Source organism: Acinetobacter pittii ANC 4050 (assembly GCF_000399685.1).
Taxonomy (GTDB): Bacteria; Pseudomonadota; Gammaproteobacteria; order Pseudomonadales; family Moraxellaceae; genus Acinetobacter; species Acinetobacter pittii_E.
Window position 1 is genome coordinate 766,814 of record NZ_KB976987.1, and the last position, 20,349, is coordinate 787,162.

Genomic DNA, 20,349 nt, shown 5'->3' on the forward strand with positions numbered 1-20,349 from the left:
TTTATTTGCTGATATTTATGTGGGTATGACAGTCCAGTAAGTGCTATCTGATTGTCACTAAAATTAAAAAATTAAAATTACCAAGCATGAAATGGTTTTGTAAGCTTGGACATCCTGTCATACTACTGCCCAAGTATAGATTCAAAAATTGAGGTAATGCACGTGATTTCTGTCGGAATTGTTGGTGGAACGGGTTATACAGGCGTTGAACTATTACGTATTTTATTACGACATCCTAAAGCGCAGGTTCGAGTTCTTACTTCACGTACAGAAGCGGGCAAACCAGTTGCAGATATGTTCCCTAATTTACGTGGACATACTGATCTTCAATTTTCAGATTTAAACATTGATGCATTAAAAGAATGTGATGTTGTATTTTTTGCAACTCCACATGGCGTTGCGATGCAGCATGCCAAAGAGTTGATTGCAGCTGGAACTAAAGTTATTGATTTAGCAGCCGACTTTCGCTTACAAAATCTTGAACAGTTTGAAAAATGGTATGGCATGGAGCATGCTTGCCCAGATGTATTAAAAGATTCTGTATATGGTCTAACTGAGTTAAACCGTGAAAAAATTAAACAAGCTCAAGTTATTGGTAACCCGGGTTGCTATCCGACGACTGTTCAATTAGGTTTAGCGCCACTGTTAAAATCAGCACAAACACTGATTGAAACTAAAAATATTATCATTGATGCGAAATCTGGTGTTTCTGGTGCTGGCCGTAAAGCAAGCTTAGGCATGATTTATAGTGAAAATGCAGATAACTTTAAAGCATATGGTGTTGCAGGCCATCGCCATCATCCGGAAATCGTAGAAGCTTTAGAAAATATTGCAGGACAAAAAGGTGGATTTGAAGGACTCTTGTTTGTTCCGCATTTAGTACCGATGATTCGCGGTATGTTGAGTACAATTTATGTAGATTTAACGGAAGCGGGTAAACAGACAGACTTACAATCTTTATATGAAAACTTCTATGCTAATGAAAAATTCGTAGATGTCATGCCTGCGAATAGTTCACCTGAAACACGTAGTGTACGCGGTGCAAATGAGCTTCGTATTGCTTTGTATAAACCACAACCAAATAAACTGATTATTTTGGCTGCTCAAGATAACCTTGTAAAAGGCGCATCTGGTCAGGCTGTACAAAATATGAACCTTATGTTTGGCTTTAGTGAAGATGAAGGCTTACAAGGGATTGGTTTATTACCATAAAAAACTCTTTTTTGCTTCACACACATTTAAATTTCGATTTAAATGTGTGTCTTGACTCTGATCTTGAACACTGAGATGACGATGCAAAACTCTGGACAGACGACTTCGGCAGAAAGTTCGTTGCAAAAGAAAAATTTTTTAAACACCAATAAGCCTTTATTTATTGGTGCTGCCATTTTAATGAGTGGTTGTTTTGCGCTCGGCTATACAATTGGGCACCGTCAAGGTTTAACTGTTGTTGGTTACGATGCAGATGCAGAGCAATTGGTTGAAGTAGTGCAAAAGCAAAAAACAGCTTTAGATGCAGTTAACAAAAGCTTAAACGCGGCAGTACAAGAGCGTGATGTGGCTGTGACCAATGCAAATGATCTGTTTGAAGCGCTTAATCAAGCGAATGCCGATAAAACTCAGCAAGAAGGTATGAGTAATATCTACCGTGAGATTTTGAGACAGCGTGGTGGTTTAAGCTTAACGATTCAAAATCTGGCCATTAAGCCTTTACCTGAAAATGCTTATGAATATCAGCTAGATTTAGTGCAAGTAAGTCCAAGTAAGCGCCGTGCTTTAGGATCGGTTGAAATAAGATTGATCAAAGATACTGAAGTTTTAGTGGTACCACTTGAAGCGAAGAACTTTAACTTTACTGACTTTGAACGTTTAACAGGTCGTTGGACGATGCCTAAAGGTTTTACGCCTCAATTTATTGAAGTGCGTTTAACAGGCGGCTCTGAAACACCAGTTATTAAACGTTTTAGTTGGCAGCGTGGTAAACCTGTCGAAACATCTTCTGCTTTTGTAGCAGAAATTCCTCAAGCTGAAGCAAATTCACAATAGTAACATCCTATGCGAACAAATAAGCGTCAAACAAACTTAAAAGATATCAAGGCTTCTTTTCAGCAGTCTGGCTATGTCGATTGGCACTTCCATCCACGCTTAAGTGATTCGCAAAACGAAGATCATGACGGAGAGGTTGTTGTACAAACAGCCCCTCCAGAACTCAAGCGTCCCCCATTATATGCAGTCGTATTAATGAATGACGATTACACCCCAATGGACTTTGTAATTGAAATTTTACAACAATACTTTGCAATGAATCTTGACCAAGCAACTCAAGTAATGCTAACAGTACACTATGAAGGTAAAGGTATTGCCGGAGTATATCCAAGAGACATCGCGGAAACTAAGGCAAACCTTGTTAATAATTACGCTCGATCGCAAGGTCATCCATTACTTTGCCAGATTGAGCCTAAAGCATAAGGGGGTTACATGCTCAGTCGTCAATTAGAAGTATCATTACGTTTGGCTGTTAGCATGGCTCGTCAAAAGAGACATGAGTTTCTTACAGTCGAACACTTATTATTAGCATTACTCGACAACGATTCAGCCGTGAATGCACTCAAAGCATGTGGGGCTGATATAGTTTCTTTGCGTAAAGAATTAGAAGAATATGTAGAACAACATACTCCTAAGCTTGGCGAAAATAGCGAGCAAGCTCCACATCCAACAGAAAGTTTCGACCGCATTTTGCAACGTGCTATTTTCCACGTGCAATCAAGTGGCGGCGATCGTACTGTTGAAGGTGCGGATGTTTTGGTCGCAATGTACTCAGAGCGTGATTCTTTTGCTGTGTATTTACTTAAACGTCATCAGATCAATCGCTTGACATTAACTCAATACTTGTCTCATGGGACACGTAAAGACGAAGTGCAGGTTGAAGAAGAAGTTGAAGATATTGAAGGTGAAACCAGCGCAGGCAATGCAGGGCCATTAGAGCTTTATACGCTGAACTTAAATGTTGAAGCGCAAAAAGGCAAAACTGACCCACTGATTGGTCGTGAAAAAGAAATTGAGCGTACAGCACAAATTTTGTGCCGCCGTCGCAAAAATAACCCATTACTTGTAGGTGATCCAGGTGTTGGTAAAACCTCGATTGCTGAAGGTCTGGCATGGTTAATTGTGAATGGTAAAGCACCTAAACCTTTAAGTCAGGCTGAAATCTATAGTCTGGACATTGGTGCATTGGTTGCTGGAACGAAATATCGTGGCGACTTTGAAAAACGTTTAAAACAACTGCTTAATGCATTGAAGAAAAATCCAAATGCGATTTTATTCATTGATGAGATTCATATGATCATTGGTGCAGGCTCAAGTATGGGCAGCACAATGGATGCTTCAAATCTCATTAAGCCAGCTTTAGCTAATGGTACTTTACGTTGTATTGGTTCAACGACTTTCCAAGAATATCGTCAGGTTTTTGAAAAAGACCATGCGTTATCACGTCGTTTCCAAAAAATTGACGTTAATGAGCCAAGTATTTCGGAAACGATTGATATTTTGCGTGGATTGAAAACTAAGTTTGAAGATTTCCACCACGTACAATATGACGATAAAGCCTTGGTATCAGCTGTAGAACTTTCTGCTAAATTTATTAATGATCGTTTCTTGCCTGATAAAGCGATTGATGTCATTGATGAAGCAGGTGCTCAGCGTCGTCTGAAAGCTGAAAGTGATGATAGCTTGATTACGGTAGAGAATATCGAGGATATCGTTTCTAAGATCGCTCGTATTCCGCCAAAAACTGTATCTAAAGATGATAAGTCAGTGCTTGAAAATCTTGAGCGTGATTTGAAACGTGTGGTGTTTGGTCAAGATGAAGCAATCACTGCATTAGGTTCAGCGATCAAATTATCTCGCGCTGGATTGAAATCACCAGATAAACCAGTGGGTAGTTTTGTTTTTGCTGGCCCAACTGGGGTGGGTAAAACCGAGGTTACTAAACAGCTGGCGAAATTGTTAGGTGTGGAGCTTGTACGTTTCGATATGTCTGAATATATGGAACGTCATGCAGTTTCACGTTTAATTGGTGCACCTCCGGGGTATGTGGGTTATGACCAAGGTGGTTTGCTCACTGATGCGATTCATAAAAATCCGCATTGCGTCTTGTTGCTTGATGAAATTGAGAAAGCACATCCAGATGTGTTTAATCTCTTGCTACAAATCATGGACCATGGTGCGTTGACGGATAACAATGGACGCAAGTCAGACTTTAGAAATGTGATTATTGTTTTGACTACGAATATTGGTGCGGAAAGTATTTCACGTGCGAGCATTGGTTTTACAGAACAAGATCATAGTTCTGATAACCAAGAGGCGATGAAACGTGCTTTCTCACCAGAGTTCCGTAACCGTCTAGATGGCGTTATTCAATTCAAAGCATTACCAACTACTGTGATTGAGTCTGTAGTCGACAAATTCTTAACTGAACTGCAAGCACAATTGGATGAAAAACAAGTTGTTCTTGATGTCGATCAAAGTGCACGAGATTGGTTAGCAACAAACGGTTATGATCGTTTAATGGGTGCTCGTCCAATGCAACGTCTCATTCAGGAACATTTGAAGAAACCACTCGCTGAAATGATTCTGTTTGGTGAACTTGCAGATCATGGTGGTAATGTGGCTGTATCAGTGAAAAAAGAAGATGGCAAAGCTGTCGGCTTGAAACTTGAAGTGTTTGAAGATCATCATACGGCAGAACCAGCGTAACTTATGTTAATTGATAGTCTTGCTATAACCCGAATACTTAGTGTATTCGGGTTATTTATTATCACAGCAATTGCTGAAATTCTGGGTTGTTATTTTCCTTATCTGATTTTAAAAGAAGGTAAGTCAGCTTGGTTGTGGATACCTACAGCCTTAAGTCTAGCTATCTTCGTATGGTTGTTGACCCTACATCCAGCAGCTTCTGGACGCATTTATGCTGCATATGGCGGTATCTATATTTTTACTGCGCTCATGTGGTTACGCTTTGTTGATCAGGTTGGATTAACCAGATGGGATCTATTAGGTGGTCTAATTGTGCTTTGTGGAGCGAGCTTAATTATTTTGCAGCCTCAAGGATTGATTCGCTAATAGGTAATTGAATCAAATCTTAAGCGAAAAAATAAGAAGTTTTTTCAAAAAAAAGACTTGTCAAACTCATCAACAATGCGTATTTTAGATTCAAGGAACATTTTTTAATATTTGAGATAAAGATGTTAAATCTATCTGTGAACACTAACGCTTACTATTATTTTTGGCAATTTAGATAGTTGCCTGAGCGTATTCGGGCATGAGAAAGTTGCCCATCATAGTTAATACCTGATCGGCAACCCCGATCAGGTTTTTTTATGCTTTATCTTTTTTGAATCGAGGAACTTAAAATGAACAACATGACTTATTCGTACTTTAGCAACTTTTATTGGTTTTACTTTTGCTTACCTTTACCAACGAATAGATCCAAAACGCTCAAATAAATGATCGGACTGAGTAGATTGCAGTCCCAAGGAAAAACCAATGAATGCCCTAAATACTTTACTGACTCAAACCAATACAAAAGAAACACCAGTTAGTTTACCTATCCAGTTAAAAGCGAAATATCCGCTTGCACACACTTTCGCACGTCAAATTGCCGAACACCGTCAAATTATTCAAAATATTCTTAACGGCAAAGATCATCGTCTAATGGTAATTACAGGGCCTTGTTCAATTCATGATCCAGTCGCGGTACTTGAATACGCTGAAAAACTGCAAAAACTACAAGAAAAAATAAAAGATCAAATTTTTATCATAATGCGCACATACATTGAAAAGCCACGCACAACTGTGGGCTGGAAGGGCTTCATGTATGATCCAAATTTAGATGGTTCATCAAATTTACAACTTGGTTTAGAAAAGTCTCGTGAACTGTACCTACAAATTATTGAAAAAGGTTTGCCAATTGCCAGTGAAATTTTAAGCCCAATGGCAACTGGGTATTTTGATGATTTATTAGCATGGGGGGCAATTGGTGCTCGTACCAGTGAGTCTCAGATTCATCGTGAGATCTCAAGTCATATGCCATACAGTATTGGTTTTAAGAATGGTACTGATGGTTCTATTCAGATTGCATTAGATGCGATACAGTCAGCACAAAATGAACATCAATTTTTAGGTATGAACCAACAAGGCTTGCCTTCGGTGATTCAGAGTGCTGGCAACCCATTACCGCACTTGATCTTGCGTGGAGCAAATCATGGTCCAAACTATGATTTAGCTTCAATTCAGGCGATACGCGAAAAGTACAAACAAAATCTACCTGCACTGGTGATAGATTGTAGTCATGGTAATAGTGGCAAAGATCCGTTGCGTCAGCCGGAAGTATTACAGCAAATCGTTGCTGAACGTTTAAAAACACAAGTTAGAGGGGTCATGATTGAAAGTCATTTGGTTGATGGTAATCAAAAGATTTCTTGTGATATGACTTATGGCCAGTCAGTAACCGATGGTTGCTTAGGGTGGGAAAAAACAGAGCAACTTTTGTTAAGTGTATCTGAGCAATTAAAAGCGAAAGTGTTAGCCCATTCCGCTTAATTATTTATTGATGTAAAAAAGGGATCTGTAAGTAGATCCCTTTATTTTTTAAGAAGCATGCTTGAGTTCGGATAAGAATGTAGTGATTTCATGTCCAAACTTTTTAGGCTCGGTTAATAGAGGTGTATGGCCTGAGCGTTCAAAATATATTGCTTTTGCATGTTCAACACTATGGGCAATCAGTGTTTGCCCAGTTTCTGGATAAAGTGTCGAATTGCGACCAATAAAGAAGGTGGTTGGACATGCTAATTGCTGAATCGCTTCGCGATAATCTTCATTGTGATAAAGATAATTTTCCACATACCAAAACAAGTAATCCAAACGTTGAATGGGTAATAAATATTTTTGTAGAAAAGGCTGTTTCAAAGCTGTTTTAAAAACTAAAGGACTAAATGGGTTACTACTTTGTAGTTCAATAAAATCTACCCAAAGACGGACCAGTTCTTGCCGATCTGGAAGCGATAGCTCATAAAGATATTTGGCATTTTTATGCTTTGCTAATAATTGATAGATATCATTTAATAATTGTTTGAACTGAGTGTGAAGAGGGCCAAATAAACCATATTCCCAAGTTGAATCTACTGATATCTTTGGTGTCTGGTCAATATGTAAATAAGCTTTTAACTGCTGAGCTAGTTGAGCGTGTTTCATGCCGTGCATGGCAGTTGTCGCGCCCATTGAATAACCCATCAAGATAAAGTTATTAAGTTTTAATTGATCTATTAAATGAGCAACGTCTTGCCAATGGCTAGAAATGGCATCTTGCTGGGGAATCGCACAATTTTTTGAACCACCGAATCCGCGCCAGTCTGGAATAATAAATTCATATTCTTTGCGGTTTGCATAAATAAAAGGTAGCCACTGCCAACTTTGCATGCCAAGGCCAGATAAAACCAAAACAGGCTCACCACGACCAACACGGCGTACAAATAAATTTTCCCGATCGGGCATGGTGTAATACGGCATGGCTATTCTCCAGATGCGTTATCTTGGGCAAAGCGTTTTAATTGAGGGATGACTTGTTCCAACCATTTGATCCATTCACTTTCCATCGTAATCCCAAGTTCTAAGATCATTTTGTGGATATATAACACACGGTCATTTAGATCATCGCTGTCTTTAAAATCTTTATCATAAATACTTTGATAAAGTTTAAGCTTCTCTTGATGTAAACCAAGATGTCTTAACAGTTCAGGTAATATCTGATTATTGCTCAATTGTGCTTCAGCACGCAATCTAACCATTAAATCATCACGAAGCTGGGCAGGTTCACTTTGTTGAGTCATCCATGAAGCCAGTTCGATGCGTCCCAGTTGTTCAACCTGATAGGTTTTTTTTCGACCATTATCCATTTCATTTTCTAAAGTGGAAACCCAACCTTTTTTTAGCATGTTATTGAGTTCACGATAAATTTGCTGGTGAGTGGCATTCCAGAAAAAGCCCATTGAGCGGTCAAAGCGGCGGGCGAGTTCAAACCCTGTACTTGGACGTTCAAGCAAGCTGGTCAATAAAACATGAGGAAGTGGCATGGCAATCCAGTTTGTAAGCAAAAGTAAAGTGTGACTCATGAGATTATGCAACATGTTGCATAAAAGTCAAAATTTGATTATAAATTTATGCAACAAGTTGCATTAGCAAGCTTATTGCTAGCCAGAGGAGAAAATATGTCAGCTTATCCACATTTATTAAAGCCACTTGATTTAGGCTTTACGACTTTAAAAAACCGTGTGCTTATGGGGTCTATGCATATTGGGTTAGAGGAAGCACCGCAAGGATATGAGCGCATGGCTGCGTTTTATGCTGAGCGTGCAAAAGGTGATGTGGGTTTAATTGTAACTGGCGGTGTTTCTCCAAATGATGATGGTGTTGTATTTAGCCACGGGACCAAACTAGATACAGTTGAAGAAGCTGAAAAACATAAAGTGATTACCCAAGCTGTCCACGAGGCTGGGGGCAAAATTGCTATGCAGATTTTACATACGGGTCGTTATTCTTATCAGCCAAACAATGTTGCTCCTTCAGCAATTCAAGCACCGATTAACCCGATTAAGCCTAAAGCTTTAAGTTCTGCCGAAGTACAACAAACAATTGATGACTTTGCCAACTGTGCCAAACTTGCTCAGTATGCGGGCTATGATGGCGTAGAAATCATGGGCTCTGAAGGTTATTTAATTAATGAGTTTATTGCAGCTCGTACGAATCATCGTGATGATGAATGGGGCGGTAGTTACGAAAATCGTATTCGCTTTCCTATCGAAATTGTAAAGCGTACCCGTGAATTAGTAGGTGAAAACTTTATCATCATTTATCGTCTATCTATGCTTGATTTAGTTGAAGGCGGCTCAAGTTTTGATGAAGTGATTCAGCTGGCAAAAGAAATTGAAAAAGCTGGTGCAACAATTATCAATACTGGTATTGGTTGGCATGAGGCGCGTATCCCAACTATTGCAACTAAAGTTCCTCGTGCTGCATTTACTTGGGTGACTGAAAAGCTTAAAGGTGAAGTTTCTATTCCTTTAATTACTTCTAACCGAATCAATACGCCTGAAATGGCTGAGCATGTATTGGCATCGGGTCATGCTGATATGGTGTCTATGGCACGACCAATGCTAGCTGATGCTGAGTTTGTTTTGAAAGCAAGTGAAGGCCGTAGTGATGAAATTAATACTTGTATTGGGTGCAACCAAGCTTGTTTAGATCATATTTTCTCAATGAAAATTGCAACCTGTTTAGTCAACCCTCGTGCGTGTTATGAAACTGAACTGATTTTTAAAGAAGCTCAGGTTAAAAAGAATATCGCTGTGATTGGTGCGGGGCCTGCGGGCTTAAGTTTTGCAGTATATGCAGCCGATCGCGGGCATCAAGTTAAAGTTTTTGAAGCAAGTCATCAAATTGGTGGTCAATTTAATATCGCAAAAACAGTTCCTGGAAAAGAAGAATTCTACGAAACTTTACGCTACTTTAGCCGTCAAATTGAATTGCGACCAAACATTGAACTTGTATTAAATCATCAAGCGACTTATGACGAATTAAGCCAAGCAAGTTTTGATGAAATTGTAGTTGCAACAGGCGTGACGCCTCGTCAATTACAATTTGAGGGAATTGATCATCCTAAAGTGCTGAGCTATTTACAAGTTTTAAAAGAGCGTGTGCCAGTAGGACAACGTGTTGCCATTATTGGCGCAGGTGGTATTGGTTTCGACACAGCTGAATACCTTACTCACGAAGGTGAAAGTGGCAGTTTAAATCCAGAAAAGTTCTATGAAGAGTGGGGAATCGATACTCAATATGAACATGTGGGTGGTTTAAAGCAGCCAAAAGTTGAGGCATCTGAACGAGAAATTTATTTACTGCAACGTAAAACTGCTGCTGTAGGTGCTGGTTTAGGTAAAACAACAGGTTGGATTCATCGCACAGGACTTAAAAACCGTCAGGTCAAAATGTTTGCTGGTGTGCAATATGACAAAGTAGATGACCAAGGTTTACATATAACGATAGACGGACAACCAAGTGTACTTGAGGTCGATCATGTTGTGATTTGTGCGGGGCAAGAGTCATTTACTGCAATGTATGATCAATTAAAAACAGATGGAAAAAATGTTCATTTAATTGGTGGTGCTAAAGAGGCAGGAGAGCTAGATGCAAAACGTGCAATACGCCAAGGCGCTGAATTAGCAGCAGTACTCTAAATTTTAAATGGGCATTTCTTTTAAAGAGAAATGTCCATTAATTCACTCGTCAAATTATAGGATAGAAATACAATGACACTTGAACCTACAAAACAGTCTTTAGAAAAATGGCATCAAATGGTTCAAGCCGGTAATTTGTCAGATCTAAATGATTTGCTGGCAGATGAGGTAGTTTTTCGCTCACCAGTTGCTTACAAACCTTATGAAGGAAAACAGGTTGTTTTCTTCATTCTTACCAATGTCATCCAAGTGTTCGAAAACTTTACCTATCATCGGGAGTTCTATACAGAAGATGGTGAAAATGTAGTACTTGAGTTTAGTGCCAATGTCAGTGGTAAATCATTAAAAGGTATTGATATGATCCGTTTTAATAACGAGGGCAAGATTATTGATTTTGAAGTAATGATCCGTCCAATGAGTGGCTTAGCAGCATTGGCTGAACAAATGGGTATAAGAATTGCCAAGTTTCAACCCCAATAATTTTAGTAAATAGCCTAAGTAATATAGAGATCAATAAAATGTGGTTAAAGCTTTCAACTGTTGCATTGTTGCCTGTCCTTTTTGTGCAGGGAACAAAGGTTCGTAAGAATACACCACGCTTGCTAGAAGCCAGTGGCGAAAGAGAAGGCATAGTGGGTAAGGGTAAACCCTTATCATTACTTATTTTGGGAGATTCTGCTGCTGCAGGTGTTGGAGTTGAAACCCAAAAAGATGCTTTATCTGGTGCGATTATTTCTGAATTGCAAAATCAATATTCAATACGCTGGAAACTGCATGCAAAAACAGGTAATACAACCAAGCAAGTTTTCCAAGCGGTACAGCATTTAGAGCAACAAAGTTACGATGTGGTTATTACGTCGATAGGGGTTAATGATGTCACAAAACTAACTTCAGCAAGTTCATGGATAAAACAACAAAAACAATTATTTCAATATATACAGGCACGTTTTCAGCCTAAACTCATTATTGTGTCTGGTGTTCCGCCAATGCAACATTTTCCAGTTTTACCCAATCCATTGGCTTGGTTGTTTGGAAAATATGCGGAAAAAATGAATCAGACACTAGATAAATGGTTAGAATCACAAAACCAATTTAGATTCATTCAATATGATATTGAGAGTTTTCAAGCGATGAATTTGCCTATGGCAAGCGATGGCTTTCATCCGAGTAAAGAAATTTATGCAATTTGGGGACAGCAGGTTGCAGCATTAGTGCGGCAATCATTTAACTCATAATCAGAGGTCGTGATTGGAAATGGGCATATCTACTTTAAATAAAATTAAAGCTTTCGGTTCGGAATTGTTTGATTCAGTATTAGGTGCTGAACAACCAAAAATCTATTATGACCCAAATGGGAAAATAAAAGATATTCTAGATAAATTGCCCCAGCTCAAGCAAAAATATCGTCCTACACCGTGGTTAAGCAATAACCATGTTCATCTTTTGTACTTTGATATTATTAGAAAAAAAACCATTAAACTTAAATATGATCGAATTGATCAGCTCACCATGAAAGATGGTGGCGTAACTGCCATCGCATGGTATGGGTATGATCTCCCTGCAGATACTCCAACAGTTGTTATTATGCATACCATTACAGGAACACCTGAAAGTATGCGTGAACTTGTGAAAGATATACATCATTATACGGGATGGAGAATAGCACTATGTTTACGCCGTGGGCATGCTGGTTTACCTATGCCTGTACCACAGATTTCTCTTTTTGGGTCAACGAGCGATCTTAAAGAGCAACTTGCACATATCCAAAACCTGTTTCCAAAATCAGATTTATACGCCGTAGGTTCCTCTGCGGGAACAGGATTATTGGTTCGTTATTTGGGTGAGCAAGGCGCAGATACACCATTTAAAGCTGCTTTTGCAATGTGTCCAGGCTACAACACGGAGATTGGCTTTAAGAATGTTCATCCGTTTTATAGCAAAATGATGACTAAAAAGTTATTTAAATATTTTATTCATCCTTATCAAAATACATGGAACCAACTATCTTCTATAGAAAAAGTTCTAGCGACCACAAGTCTAGAAGAGTTTGAAAAAGAATATTTTGAAATGGCTGGCTTTGAGGATTATCAAAGTTATTGCCAAGCTATTAATCCAATTTATGTATTTGAGAATGTCAAAATTCCATTGATGATTCTTAATGCTGAGGATGATCCTGTCTGTTCTATTAAAAATTTGGAACCTTATAAAGAAACGATTCAGCAAATGAGTAATATTGCGGTAATCACTACAAAAAAAGGAAGTCATTGTGGCTTCTATGAAGGTTGGAAAAGCACCTCCTGGGCTGCCAAATTAATATCAAATTATTTTATGGTCGAACATAAGCAATAACGGTAAATTTGCAATAAATTAAATAAAGCCCATTCAATAGATGGGCTTTATGATTTTATTTGGTCAAGATAAAAGTAAATTGGGATCTTTTAGTCCAATTTTGATTTTCGTGCTAGCAACGAGGTCTTTTTCGTCTGTCTGATTAGGATGAAAATCAAAGCGATAATAATCAAAAAATTTAGGGGTCAATGCTCTATATTGTTTACTAGCAAAACTAAAGAACTTACGCCAAGATTTAAAATTGAGAAGCTGATGATCTCGCTTCATTAAAATAAATTGATAAATTGTTGAAAAGCCCGTAATTAAAAATAGACTTAAAGTAAAAACTGTAATGCGCGGAAGGTAGGCGCTTAAGCCGCTTCCATATAAATGTTGATAGAGATCAAAGGCAACAGCTTTATGTTCTGTTTCTTCAATACTGTGCCATAGCCACAAATTACGTATAGTTGAGTCGGTCATTAACTCATTAACAGATTCCATCATGCTAACCACGAGTACTGCTGTGTAGTGTTCTAGACCTACGGTTACAAGCAAATTCCATTTTTTACTAAAAACTTTTTCAATCGTTTTTAAAACGATGCCAGTTACTTTTTCTAAAGATTGAGGATCTAAGCCATATTGCTGTGCACTTACATGAAAAGCATGATGTTCTTTAGAGTGCATAGCTTCTTGGCCAATAAAAGCACTGATTTCACGATCTAAGATTTCATTCGACTTTGCTTTTGCGCGTAAAGCTCGAACAGAGCGAACGAAATATGATTCACCTTCAGGAAACAACGTAGATAAACCCGTAAAATAGTGGGTGAAAGTTGGTTCGTTATTACACCAATAACGAGGTGTATTTTCAAAATTATAGTCCATACGACGGACCGGAAACGAGGCAGGCACACGGTTTAATACAGTATTCATTTTAAGCTCCAATCTTCTTTTAATTAGAGTTCCAAAAAGGAACTTGATAAAAAACTACATCGCTCTATATCTATCGTCAATGCTTTTTGGGGTCGAAAAAGTAGATTGTCCCTAATTGATATCTAAGGAAACTTTAAAGATAAATAGAAAGAAAAATTAAAACTTATTACTGAATTGATAATTTGAATAATAATTAAAAAGCCCAAACCGATAGTTCAATTTGGGCATATTCGAGAACGAACTTAGTTTTTAAGCGCTGGAGTAGCAGCAGCAATTGCAGCGGCAACAGCATCATCTTCAGTTTGAGATGGTTCAGCAGGCTTAGCTGGTTTTGACTGAACCTTTTCAGGTTTTGGCTCTGCTTTTGGCTCAGGCTTAGGTTCAGGTTTTGGTTTCGGCTCTACTTTAGGTTGCTCAGAAACTGTTGTTTGTGAACCTTGATCAGGTTGGGCAGGGCGAGTTTCACGGCGAATTTCAGTTGTCGTATTCGCTGTTTCTTCACGGTGAACTTCAACTTGCGGTGGTTCCTGAGTTTGAGCTTCTTCAGTTTGCACACTTTCTAAAGACTCAAATTTTGCAGGTTCAGCAGGTTTAGGTTCTGAAACAGCAGTTTCAACCTTTTCTTGCTCTTCTTCTTTAGGTGTTTCTTTTTTGACACATGCGGTTAACAATAGTCCAGCAGCAATTGCAGCACAGATTAAAAGTTTTTTATTTGCCATTGTCCTAAACAACATTTAATTGAGGAGCTGGCATTATAACAGCAAAAGAGAATGAAAAAATCATGTGAGATTGACCTAATTTTTTATTAAAAATGCTGATAGAATAGCCAGTTGTTTAATGATCTTTGAATTGATGCGGTTTGACTTTGCTTTATAGGGGCAGAGTACAGTAAAATTGCCAAACATTGTAGGCCGATTTCGGCTTGATTGTACGAGAAACTTAATGACCCATTTTATTTTTGTCACTGGTGGTGTAGTTTCATCGCTAGGTAAAGGTATTTCTGCTGCTTCAGTTGCTGCACTTTTGGAAGCCCGTGGCTTAAAAGTCACAATGGTTAAAATGGATCCCTACATTAATGTCGATCCAGGGACAATGAGCCCTTTCCAACATGGTGAAGTTTTTGTCACAGAGGATGGTGCCGAAACTGATCTAGACTTGGGTTATTACGAACGTTTCTTACGTCGTGCGAAAATGACCAAACTTAATAACTTTACTAGTGGTCGTGTATATCAGGACGTTTTAAACAAAGAACGTCGTGGTGACTATCTTGGTGGTACAGTTCAAGTTATTCCACATATTACTGACAACATTAAAGAACGCGTACTTCGCGCAGGTGAAGGCTACGATGTTGCTATCGTAGAAATTGGCGGTACGGTAGGTGATATCGAATCATTACCGTTTATGGAATCAGTTCGTCAGTTAATGGTTGAGCTTGGTCATAAAAGAACCATGCTTATGCATTTAACTTTGTTGCCATATATCAAATCTGCAGCAGAGCTTAAGACAAAACCAACTCAACACTCTGTAAAAGAGTTGCTTTCAATTGGTATTCAGCCAGATATTCTTATCTGCCGTACTGAATATGATGTTGATGCAGACACGAAACGTAAAATTGCTCTATTCACTAACGTAGAAGCACGTGCTGTTGTGGTATGTAAAGATGCGAAAACCATCTATCAAATTCCACGTGGTTTCTATGAGCAAAATGTAGATGACCTCATTTGTGAACGTTTTGGTTTCAATGATTTACCAGAAGCTGACCTAACTGATTGGGATAATGTAGTAGAAGCATTACTTAATCCAGAATACACGGTACGTGTAGCAATGGTTGGTAAATATGTTGAATTACCAGATGCTTATAAATCTGTGAATGAAGCATTATTACATGCTGGTATCAAAAATCGTGTGAAAGTACAGATTGACTATGTCAATGCTGAAGAGCTTGAAAGCCAAGATGTTTCTATTTTGCAAACAGCTGACGCAATCTTAGTCCCAGGTGGCTTTGGTGAACGTGGTACTGAAGGCAAAATGAAAGCTATTCAATACGCACGTGAAAACAAAATCCCATTTTTGGGTATTTGTTTAGGTATGCAATTGGCTGTAATCGAATATGCCCGTCATGTTGCTGCTATGCCAGAAGCATCTTCTACTGAGTTCAACCGTTCTACAAAATATCCATTGATTGGTTTAATTACTGAATGGTTAGATGAGCGCGGTGAATTACAACAACGTAGCCTTGAGTCTGACTTAGGTGGAACAATGCGTTTAGGTGCACAAAAATCAGAATTGGTTGAAGGCACAAAAACACGTGAAGTCTACGGTAAAGCTGAAATTACTGAGCGTCATCGTCACCGCTATGAAATGAATAACCGTTTCATCGAGTCGATTGAACAAGCTGGTATGAAGATTTCAGGTTACTCTTCAGCACAACATTTAGTTGAAACTGTAGAAATTCCTGAACATCCTTGGTTTATTGCTGTACAATTCCACCCGGAATTTACAAGTTCACCACGTGATGGACATCCATTATTTGCTAGTTTTATTGACGCTGCAAAAACACAGCATCAAAAAAGTAAATAATGCGATTTTAAATAAACTGGGAAAGTTTAAATGTCACAATTAAAACCACAAGAAGTTGTACGTTTAGGCGATATACAAATGGCAAATCATTTGCCATTTGTATTATTTGGCGGAATGAACGTACTTGAATCAAAAGATTTAGCTTTTGAAATTGCAGAAACTTATGTTGATATTTGCAAACGCTTAGATATTCCTTATGTATTTAAAGCGAGTTTCGATAAAGCAAATCGTTCTAGTCTGCATTCATTCCGTGGTCCTGGACTTGAAAAAGGTATCGAATGGTTAGGTGATATTAAAAAACATTTTAATGTTCCTATCATTACTGATGTGCATGAGCCATATCAAGCTGCACCTGTTGCAGAAGTAGCCGATATTATTCAGTTACCCGCATTCTTAAGTCGTCAAACTGATCTTGTTGAAGCGATGGCGAAAACACAGGCTATTATTAACATTAAGAAAGCCCAGTTTTTAGCACCTCATGAAATGCGTCATATCCTGCATAAATGTTTAGAAGCAGGAAACGACAAACTTATTCTTTGTGAACGTGGTTCGGCATTCGGGTATAACAATCTTGTTGTAGATATGCTCGGCTTTGACACCATGAAAGAAATGAATGTGCCAGTTTTCTTTGACGTGACACATGCGTTACAAACCCCTGGTGGTCGTTCTGACTCAGCAGGTGGTCGTCGTGCTCAAATTACAACTTTAGCACGCGCAGGAATGGCAACTGGTTTGGCTGGATTGTTCTTGGAAGCTCATCCAGACCCAGAACATGCAAAATGCGATGGACCTTGTGCATTACGTATGTCGCAACTTGAACCATTCTTGGCACAAATAAAAGAATTGGATACTTTAGTTAAAGGATTCAAAAAGTTAGACACCCATTGAGTTGTTTTATAACCCTTACGCTGCTTTAACCGCAGCTCATATTCATTCAAAGAGGAATTGTTCATGAGCCAAATCGTTGACATTCGTGCACGTGAAATTTTGGACTCTCGTGGTAACCCAACCATCGAAGCAGACGTAATTTTAGAATCTGGGGTTGTTGGTCGTGCATGTGCACCATCTGGTGCTTCAACTGGTTCTCGTGAAGCTTTAGAACTTCGTGACGGTGATAAATCACGTTACTTAGGTAAAGGCGTTCGTACAGCAGTTAACAATGTAAACACATTGATTCGTGATGCTTTGTTGGGTAAATCAGTTTTTGAGCAAAAAGACATTGATAACACAATGATTGCGCTTGACGGTACTGAAAACAAAGAAAAATTAGGTGCTAACGCAACTTTGGCTGTTTCATTGGCTGCGGCGCGTGCTGCTGCTGAAGAAAAGAAACTTCCTCTTTTCCAATACATTGCAGATCTTCGCGGTCAAACAATTTTGACAATGCCTGTACCGATGATGAACATCTTAAATGGTGGTGAGCATGCGGACAACACTGTTGATATTCAAGAGTTCATGATCGAGCCTGTAGGTTTTACTTCATTTGCTGAAGCTTTACGTGCGGGTGCTGAAGTATTCCATTCTTTAAAATCAGTTTTAAAGAAACAAGGTTTGAATACTGCTGTAGGTGATGAAGGTGGTTTTGCTCCTAACTTGCGTTCTAACGAAGAAGCAATTCAAATCATTTTACAAGCAATTGAATTGACTGGTTATAAAGCTGGTTCAGATATGATGCTTGCATTAGACTGCGCATCTTCAGAATTCTACAAAAACGGTCAATACGTTTTAGAAGGTGAAGGTAATCGTGCATTTACAAGCCATCAGTTTGCAGATTACTTGGCTGGTCTTGTAAATCAATATCCAATTATCTCGATCGAAGATGGTTTGGATGAGTCTGATTGGGAAGGCTGGAGCTACTTGACTTCAATCCTTGGTGATAAAATCCAATTGGTTGGTGATGACTTGTTCGTAACTAATCCTAAGATTTTACAACGTGGTATTGATGAGAAGGTTGGTAACTCAATCTTAATCAAATACAACCAGATCGGTACTTTAACTGAAACTTTAGATGCGATCTATCTTGCTAAAGCAAATGGTTATTCGACTGTTATTTCTCACCGTTCTGGTGAAACAGAAGATTCTACTATTGCTGATTTAGCAGTAGGTACAGCAGCTGGTCAAATCAAGACTGGTTCACTTTGCCGTTCTGACCGTGTTTCTAAGTACAACCAATTACTTCGTATTGAAGAATTGACTAAAGCTGCTTACCGCGGTAAAGCTGAGTTTAAAGGTTTAAACTAATCTTTAAATAAAAAGTTAAAATTAATTTTTTAACATTTTAAGGTGCTTTCTTCTGTTTTTAATAGGGAATAGCACCTTTTTTATTATCCTAATCGGCGTGTTTTCAAAGATTCAGCCCAACTATGATGTTTGCAGCGGGTACATTCTTGATCAATCTTATTTAAAATTTTAGTTTCACCACATTTCATACATGAATAGAAAGTATTAAGTTTTAGTACATCGGCTTTACAGTAGGCGTCAGGGAATAATGGCAGGCCCCATCTGACATCTTCATCCTCATAATAAAGTAAGCTCAAAATGCCGTCGGATTCCAACAAAGCTGTTCTCACTTGCCCAAGATGTTCAACATTTTGCTGACGCATTTCCGAGAAAAATTCATCATGTGAATATGTTTGTTTCTGGAAATCTTTGTAGACTAAAAGACCTTCTTTAACTACACATAAAGCTTTCCCTTCCAATAAATCCTCAATTTTTTTATTCTTCACCATGGCCCAGGTTACAAGTCGGTATAGAAAAAGAATAGCCATAAAAGCTACTAAAGCATGGGCAATAGGTAAGTCCTTAGTGAACATCGGGTCACCAGCGGCTGAACCTAAACATAAAATAATGGCAAGTTCAAAAAGTGAAAGCTGCCGAATTCCTCTTTTACCCGATAACCTTAAAAAACTGATAATAATAATAAACATCACAAAACAGCGAACTAAAATTTCTAAAACAAACTTCCAAGTCGTATCGCCGATGAAAATATTAAAAAAATCCATTTTTTTCTCCTTATTAAAATAGTTAGAAGAAATCCTTGTAAAATTTTTACCAAAGTAAAAAATAAAAAAATATACATTTTAAGTAGTTATTAGTTAAAAATTAGAAATATATGTGATTTTGTATGAATCTCACGTTTAAAAAAGATTTATAAAGGAGGCTGTAAAGTTGTGCGAGATAATAGTTGCAATAGAGTGGGAGACGCATTAGAAACTATATTCCAAGGCGTGCTTTCTTATTGTTAAATAAATTAAGCGGAATAACGGTGCAGGCTATAAATATGGTAGATCATAAGAATAAGAAGATCGATTAATGACAATCAGAGGTATAAGGGATCGCGTCTAAACGTGTCTGAAAAATAGAAGAGTTCATAACGTTTTCATACATTTGCTGATATGTTTTTTTGTGATCTTCTATGTTGTGATAATCGATAATTTCTTGGAGTTTATCTTTATATTCTATATGTCCAGCATGGAACATTGCTGCGTAGTGGCCCCATAAAGCATATTGATATCTCAAAGCAGCTTTGGGGATTAAATTTATCTCATTTAAGTAACTATTAGCGGTTTTTTCATAACATGCTTTTATTTCATGAGCATCTTTTTTCATTTTACTCAAGAAAATACATTGCATCTCTTGTAGCTTTGAACTTTCTGTTTTAGTGAGTATTTTTTCTGTGACGATATAAGCCTCATTTAGACAACCTAAATGTACAAGTATTTTACGTTTAGTTTTTAAAATATTTAAGTTGTCATCACTAGATGGCATCTTTTTTAATAAAGTTTTTAGTTTTAAATGAGCAGTGGCTTGGTCTTGTTTAGTATTTAGTCCATAAATAATATCATTATATTCATATATATAAGTGTTAATTGGTTTATATTGCTTTTGAATATCCTCCCTATAAATTATTTTTGATGGACTATCATCTGTAGGATTATTACAAGCGCTTAAACCTATGCTTACTAAAGAAAATACTAAAACTTTATACACTACAACTTATACCTTTATTCTCTTTTATGAGATTTGAGAAGAATAATAAAATATAAAAGAAAATACTGTTTAGTTTGTTATTTTTGAGTTAGTCCTAAGACTATTCTTAACATTGTATTCATTAATCTGAGGAGTAATAAATTTAAAAGATCTGGGGATTAAGCAAGTTTGGTAGGGAATGAGGGATATAAATAATTAGAAATATTGATAATTTTTTCTACATAAATAGGAA

The 20,349-nt window shown here is 37.8% G+C and carries 19 protein-coding genes; 13 read left to right on the plus strand and 6 right to left on the minus strand.

Annotated elements, in window-relative coordinates:
• Window positions 1-156: 156 nt before the first annotated feature.
• The 6 genes from argC to aroF all read left to right on the plus strand — a co-directional run bounded on the left by argC (window position 157) and on the right by aroF (window position 6,600).
• Entirely contained in the window at window positions 157-1,212 is a 1,056-nt protein-coding gene (gene argC / locus F931_RS07535; RefSeq protein WP_080649447.1) for an N-acetyl-gamma-glutamyl-phosphate reductase, read from the plus strand.
• A 75-nt stretch (window positions 1,213-1,287) separates the two neighbouring features.
• Complete coding sequence (locus F931_RS07540; protein WP_079284188.1) at window positions 1,288-2,046, plus strand: DUF6776 family protein; 759 nt, start codon at window positions 1,288-1,290, stop codon at window positions 2,044-2,046.
• A 9-nt stretch (window positions 2,047-2,055) separates the two neighbouring features.
• Window positions 2,056-2,469 carry an ATP-dependent Clp protease adapter ClpS gene (clpS, locus tag F931_RS07545; protein ID WP_002121129.1) on the plus strand — a complete coding sequence of 138 codons (414 nt, stop codon included), beginning with the start codon at window positions 2,056-2,058 and terminating at the stop codon, window positions 2,467-2,469.
• A 9-nt stretch (window positions 2,470-2,478) separates the two neighbouring features.
• Window positions 2,479-4,755 (plus strand): ATP-dependent Clp protease ATP-binding subunit ClpA, encoded by a 2,277-nt coding sequence (gene clpA, locus F931_RS07550; protein WP_016140791.1) that lies wholly within the window; start codon window positions 2,479-2,481, stop codon window positions 4,753-4,755.
• Window positions 4,756-4,758: 3 nt separating this feature from the next.
• Window positions 4,759-5,121: a YnfA family protein gene (locus F931_RS07555; protein WP_016140792.1), complete on the plus strand. Its 363-nt coding sequence runs from the start codon at window positions 4,759-4,761 to the stop codon at window positions 5,119-5,121.
• A gap of 423 nt (window positions 5,122-5,544) precedes the next feature.
• A complete protein-coding gene (aroF, locus tag F931_RS07560) occupies window positions 5,545-6,600 on the plus strand; it encodes a 3-deoxy-7-phosphoheptulonate synthase (protein ID WP_016140793.1) in 1,056 nt (351 codons plus the stop codon).
• Between the two features lie 48 nt (window positions 6,601-6,648).
• Here aroF and bioH read toward each other — a convergent pair whose 3' ends face one another.
• Window positions 6,649-7,566 carry an alpha/beta fold hydrolase gene (gene bioH, locus F931_RS07565; protein ID WP_016140794.1) on the minus strand — a complete coding sequence of 306 codons (918 nt, stop codon included), beginning with the start codon at window positions 7,564-7,566 and terminating at the stop codon, window positions 6,649-6,651.
• Between the two features lie 2 nt (window positions 7,567-7,568).
• Window positions 7,569-8,129: a PadR family transcriptional regulator gene (locus F931_RS07570; protein ID WP_016140795.1), complete on the minus strand. Its 561-nt coding sequence runs from the start codon at window positions 8,127-8,129 to the stop codon at window positions 7,569-7,571.
• Between the two features lie 135 nt (window positions 8,130-8,264).
• On the opposite strand from F931_RS07570, the gene fadH reads away from it, so the two are divergent.
• From fadH to F931_RS07590, 4 genes are all read left to right on the plus strand, one after another.
• The gene (gene fadH / locus F931_RS07575; RefSeq protein ID WP_016140796.1) at window positions 8,265-10,289 is read left to right on the plus strand and encodes an NADPH-dependent 2,4-dienoyl-CoA reductase; all 2,025 of its coding nucleotides are present in this window, start codon (window positions 8,265-8,267) and stop codon (window positions 10,287-10,289) included.
• A gap of 72 nt (window positions 10,290-10,361) precedes the next feature.
• Entirely contained in the window at window positions 10,362-10,769 is a 408-nt protein-coding gene (locus F931_RS07580) for a nuclear transport factor 2 family protein (RefSeq protein WP_016140797.1), read from the plus strand.
• 38 nt (window positions 10,770-10,807) lie between these two features.
• On the plus strand, window positions 10,808-11,524 hold the full coding sequence (locus F931_RS07585; protein ID WP_016140798.1) for an SGNH/GDSL hydrolase family protein: 717 nt from the start codon (window positions 10,808-10,810) through the stop codon (window positions 11,522-11,524).
• Between the two features lie 19 nt (window positions 11,525-11,543).
• A complete protein-coding gene (locus F931_RS07590; RefSeq protein WP_016140799.1) occupies window positions 11,544-12,638 on the plus strand; it encodes a YheT family hydrolase in 1,095 nt (364 codons plus the stop codon).
• 63 nt (window positions 12,639-12,701) lie between these two features.
• Here F931_RS07590 and F931_RS07595 read toward each other — a convergent pair whose 3' ends face one another.
• On the minus strand, window positions 12,702-13,547 hold the full coding sequence (locus tag F931_RS07595; protein ID WP_016140800.1) for a metal-dependent hydrolase: 846 nt from the start codon (window positions 13,545-13,547) through the stop codon (window positions 12,702-12,704).
• Window positions 13,548-13,789: 242 nt separating this feature from the next.
• Window positions 13,790-14,266: a hypothetical protein gene (locus tag F931_RS07600; protein WP_016140801.1), complete on the minus strand. Its 477-nt coding sequence runs from the start codon at window positions 14,264-14,266 to the stop codon at window positions 13,790-13,792.
• Window positions 14,267-14,489: 223 nt separating this feature from the next.
• On the opposite strand from F931_RS07600, the gene pyrG reads away from it, so the two are divergent.
• The 3 genes from pyrG (at window position 14,490) to eno (ending at window position 18,368) form a co-directional block, all read left to right on the plus strand.
• Complete coding sequence (gene pyrG, locus F931_RS07605; RefSeq protein ID WP_016140802.1) at window positions 14,490-16,127, plus strand: CTP synthase; 1,638 nt, start codon at window positions 14,490-14,492, stop codon at window positions 16,125-16,127.
• Between the two features lie 30 nt (window positions 16,128-16,157).
• Entirely contained in the window at window positions 16,158-17,015 is an 858-nt protein-coding gene (kdsA, locus tag F931_RS07610) for a 3-deoxy-8-phosphooctulonate synthase (protein WP_016140803.1), read from the plus strand.
• Between the two features lie 63 nt (window positions 17,016-17,078).
• Entirely contained in the window at window positions 17,079-18,368 is a 1,290-nt protein-coding gene (gene eno / locus F931_RS07615) for a phosphopyruvate hydratase (protein ID WP_002121066.1), read from the plus strand.
• 83 nt (window positions 18,369-18,451) lie between these two features.
• Here eno and F931_RS07620 read toward each other — a convergent pair whose 3' ends face one another.
• Together F931_RS07620 and F931_RS07625 are read right to left on the minus strand one after the other, a co-directional pair.
• Window positions 18,452-19,129 carry a DUF421 domain-containing protein gene (locus F931_RS07620; protein WP_016140804.1) on the minus strand — a complete coding sequence of 226 codons (678 nt, stop codon included), beginning with the start codon at window positions 19,127-19,129 and terminating at the stop codon, window positions 18,452-18,454.
• A 307-nt stretch (window positions 19,130-19,436) separates the two neighbouring features.
• Entirely contained in the window at window positions 19,437-20,117 is a 681-nt protein-coding gene (locus F931_RS07625; protein ID WP_016140805.1) for a hypothetical protein, read from the minus strand.
• Window positions 20,118-20,349 lie beyond the last annotated feature (232 nt).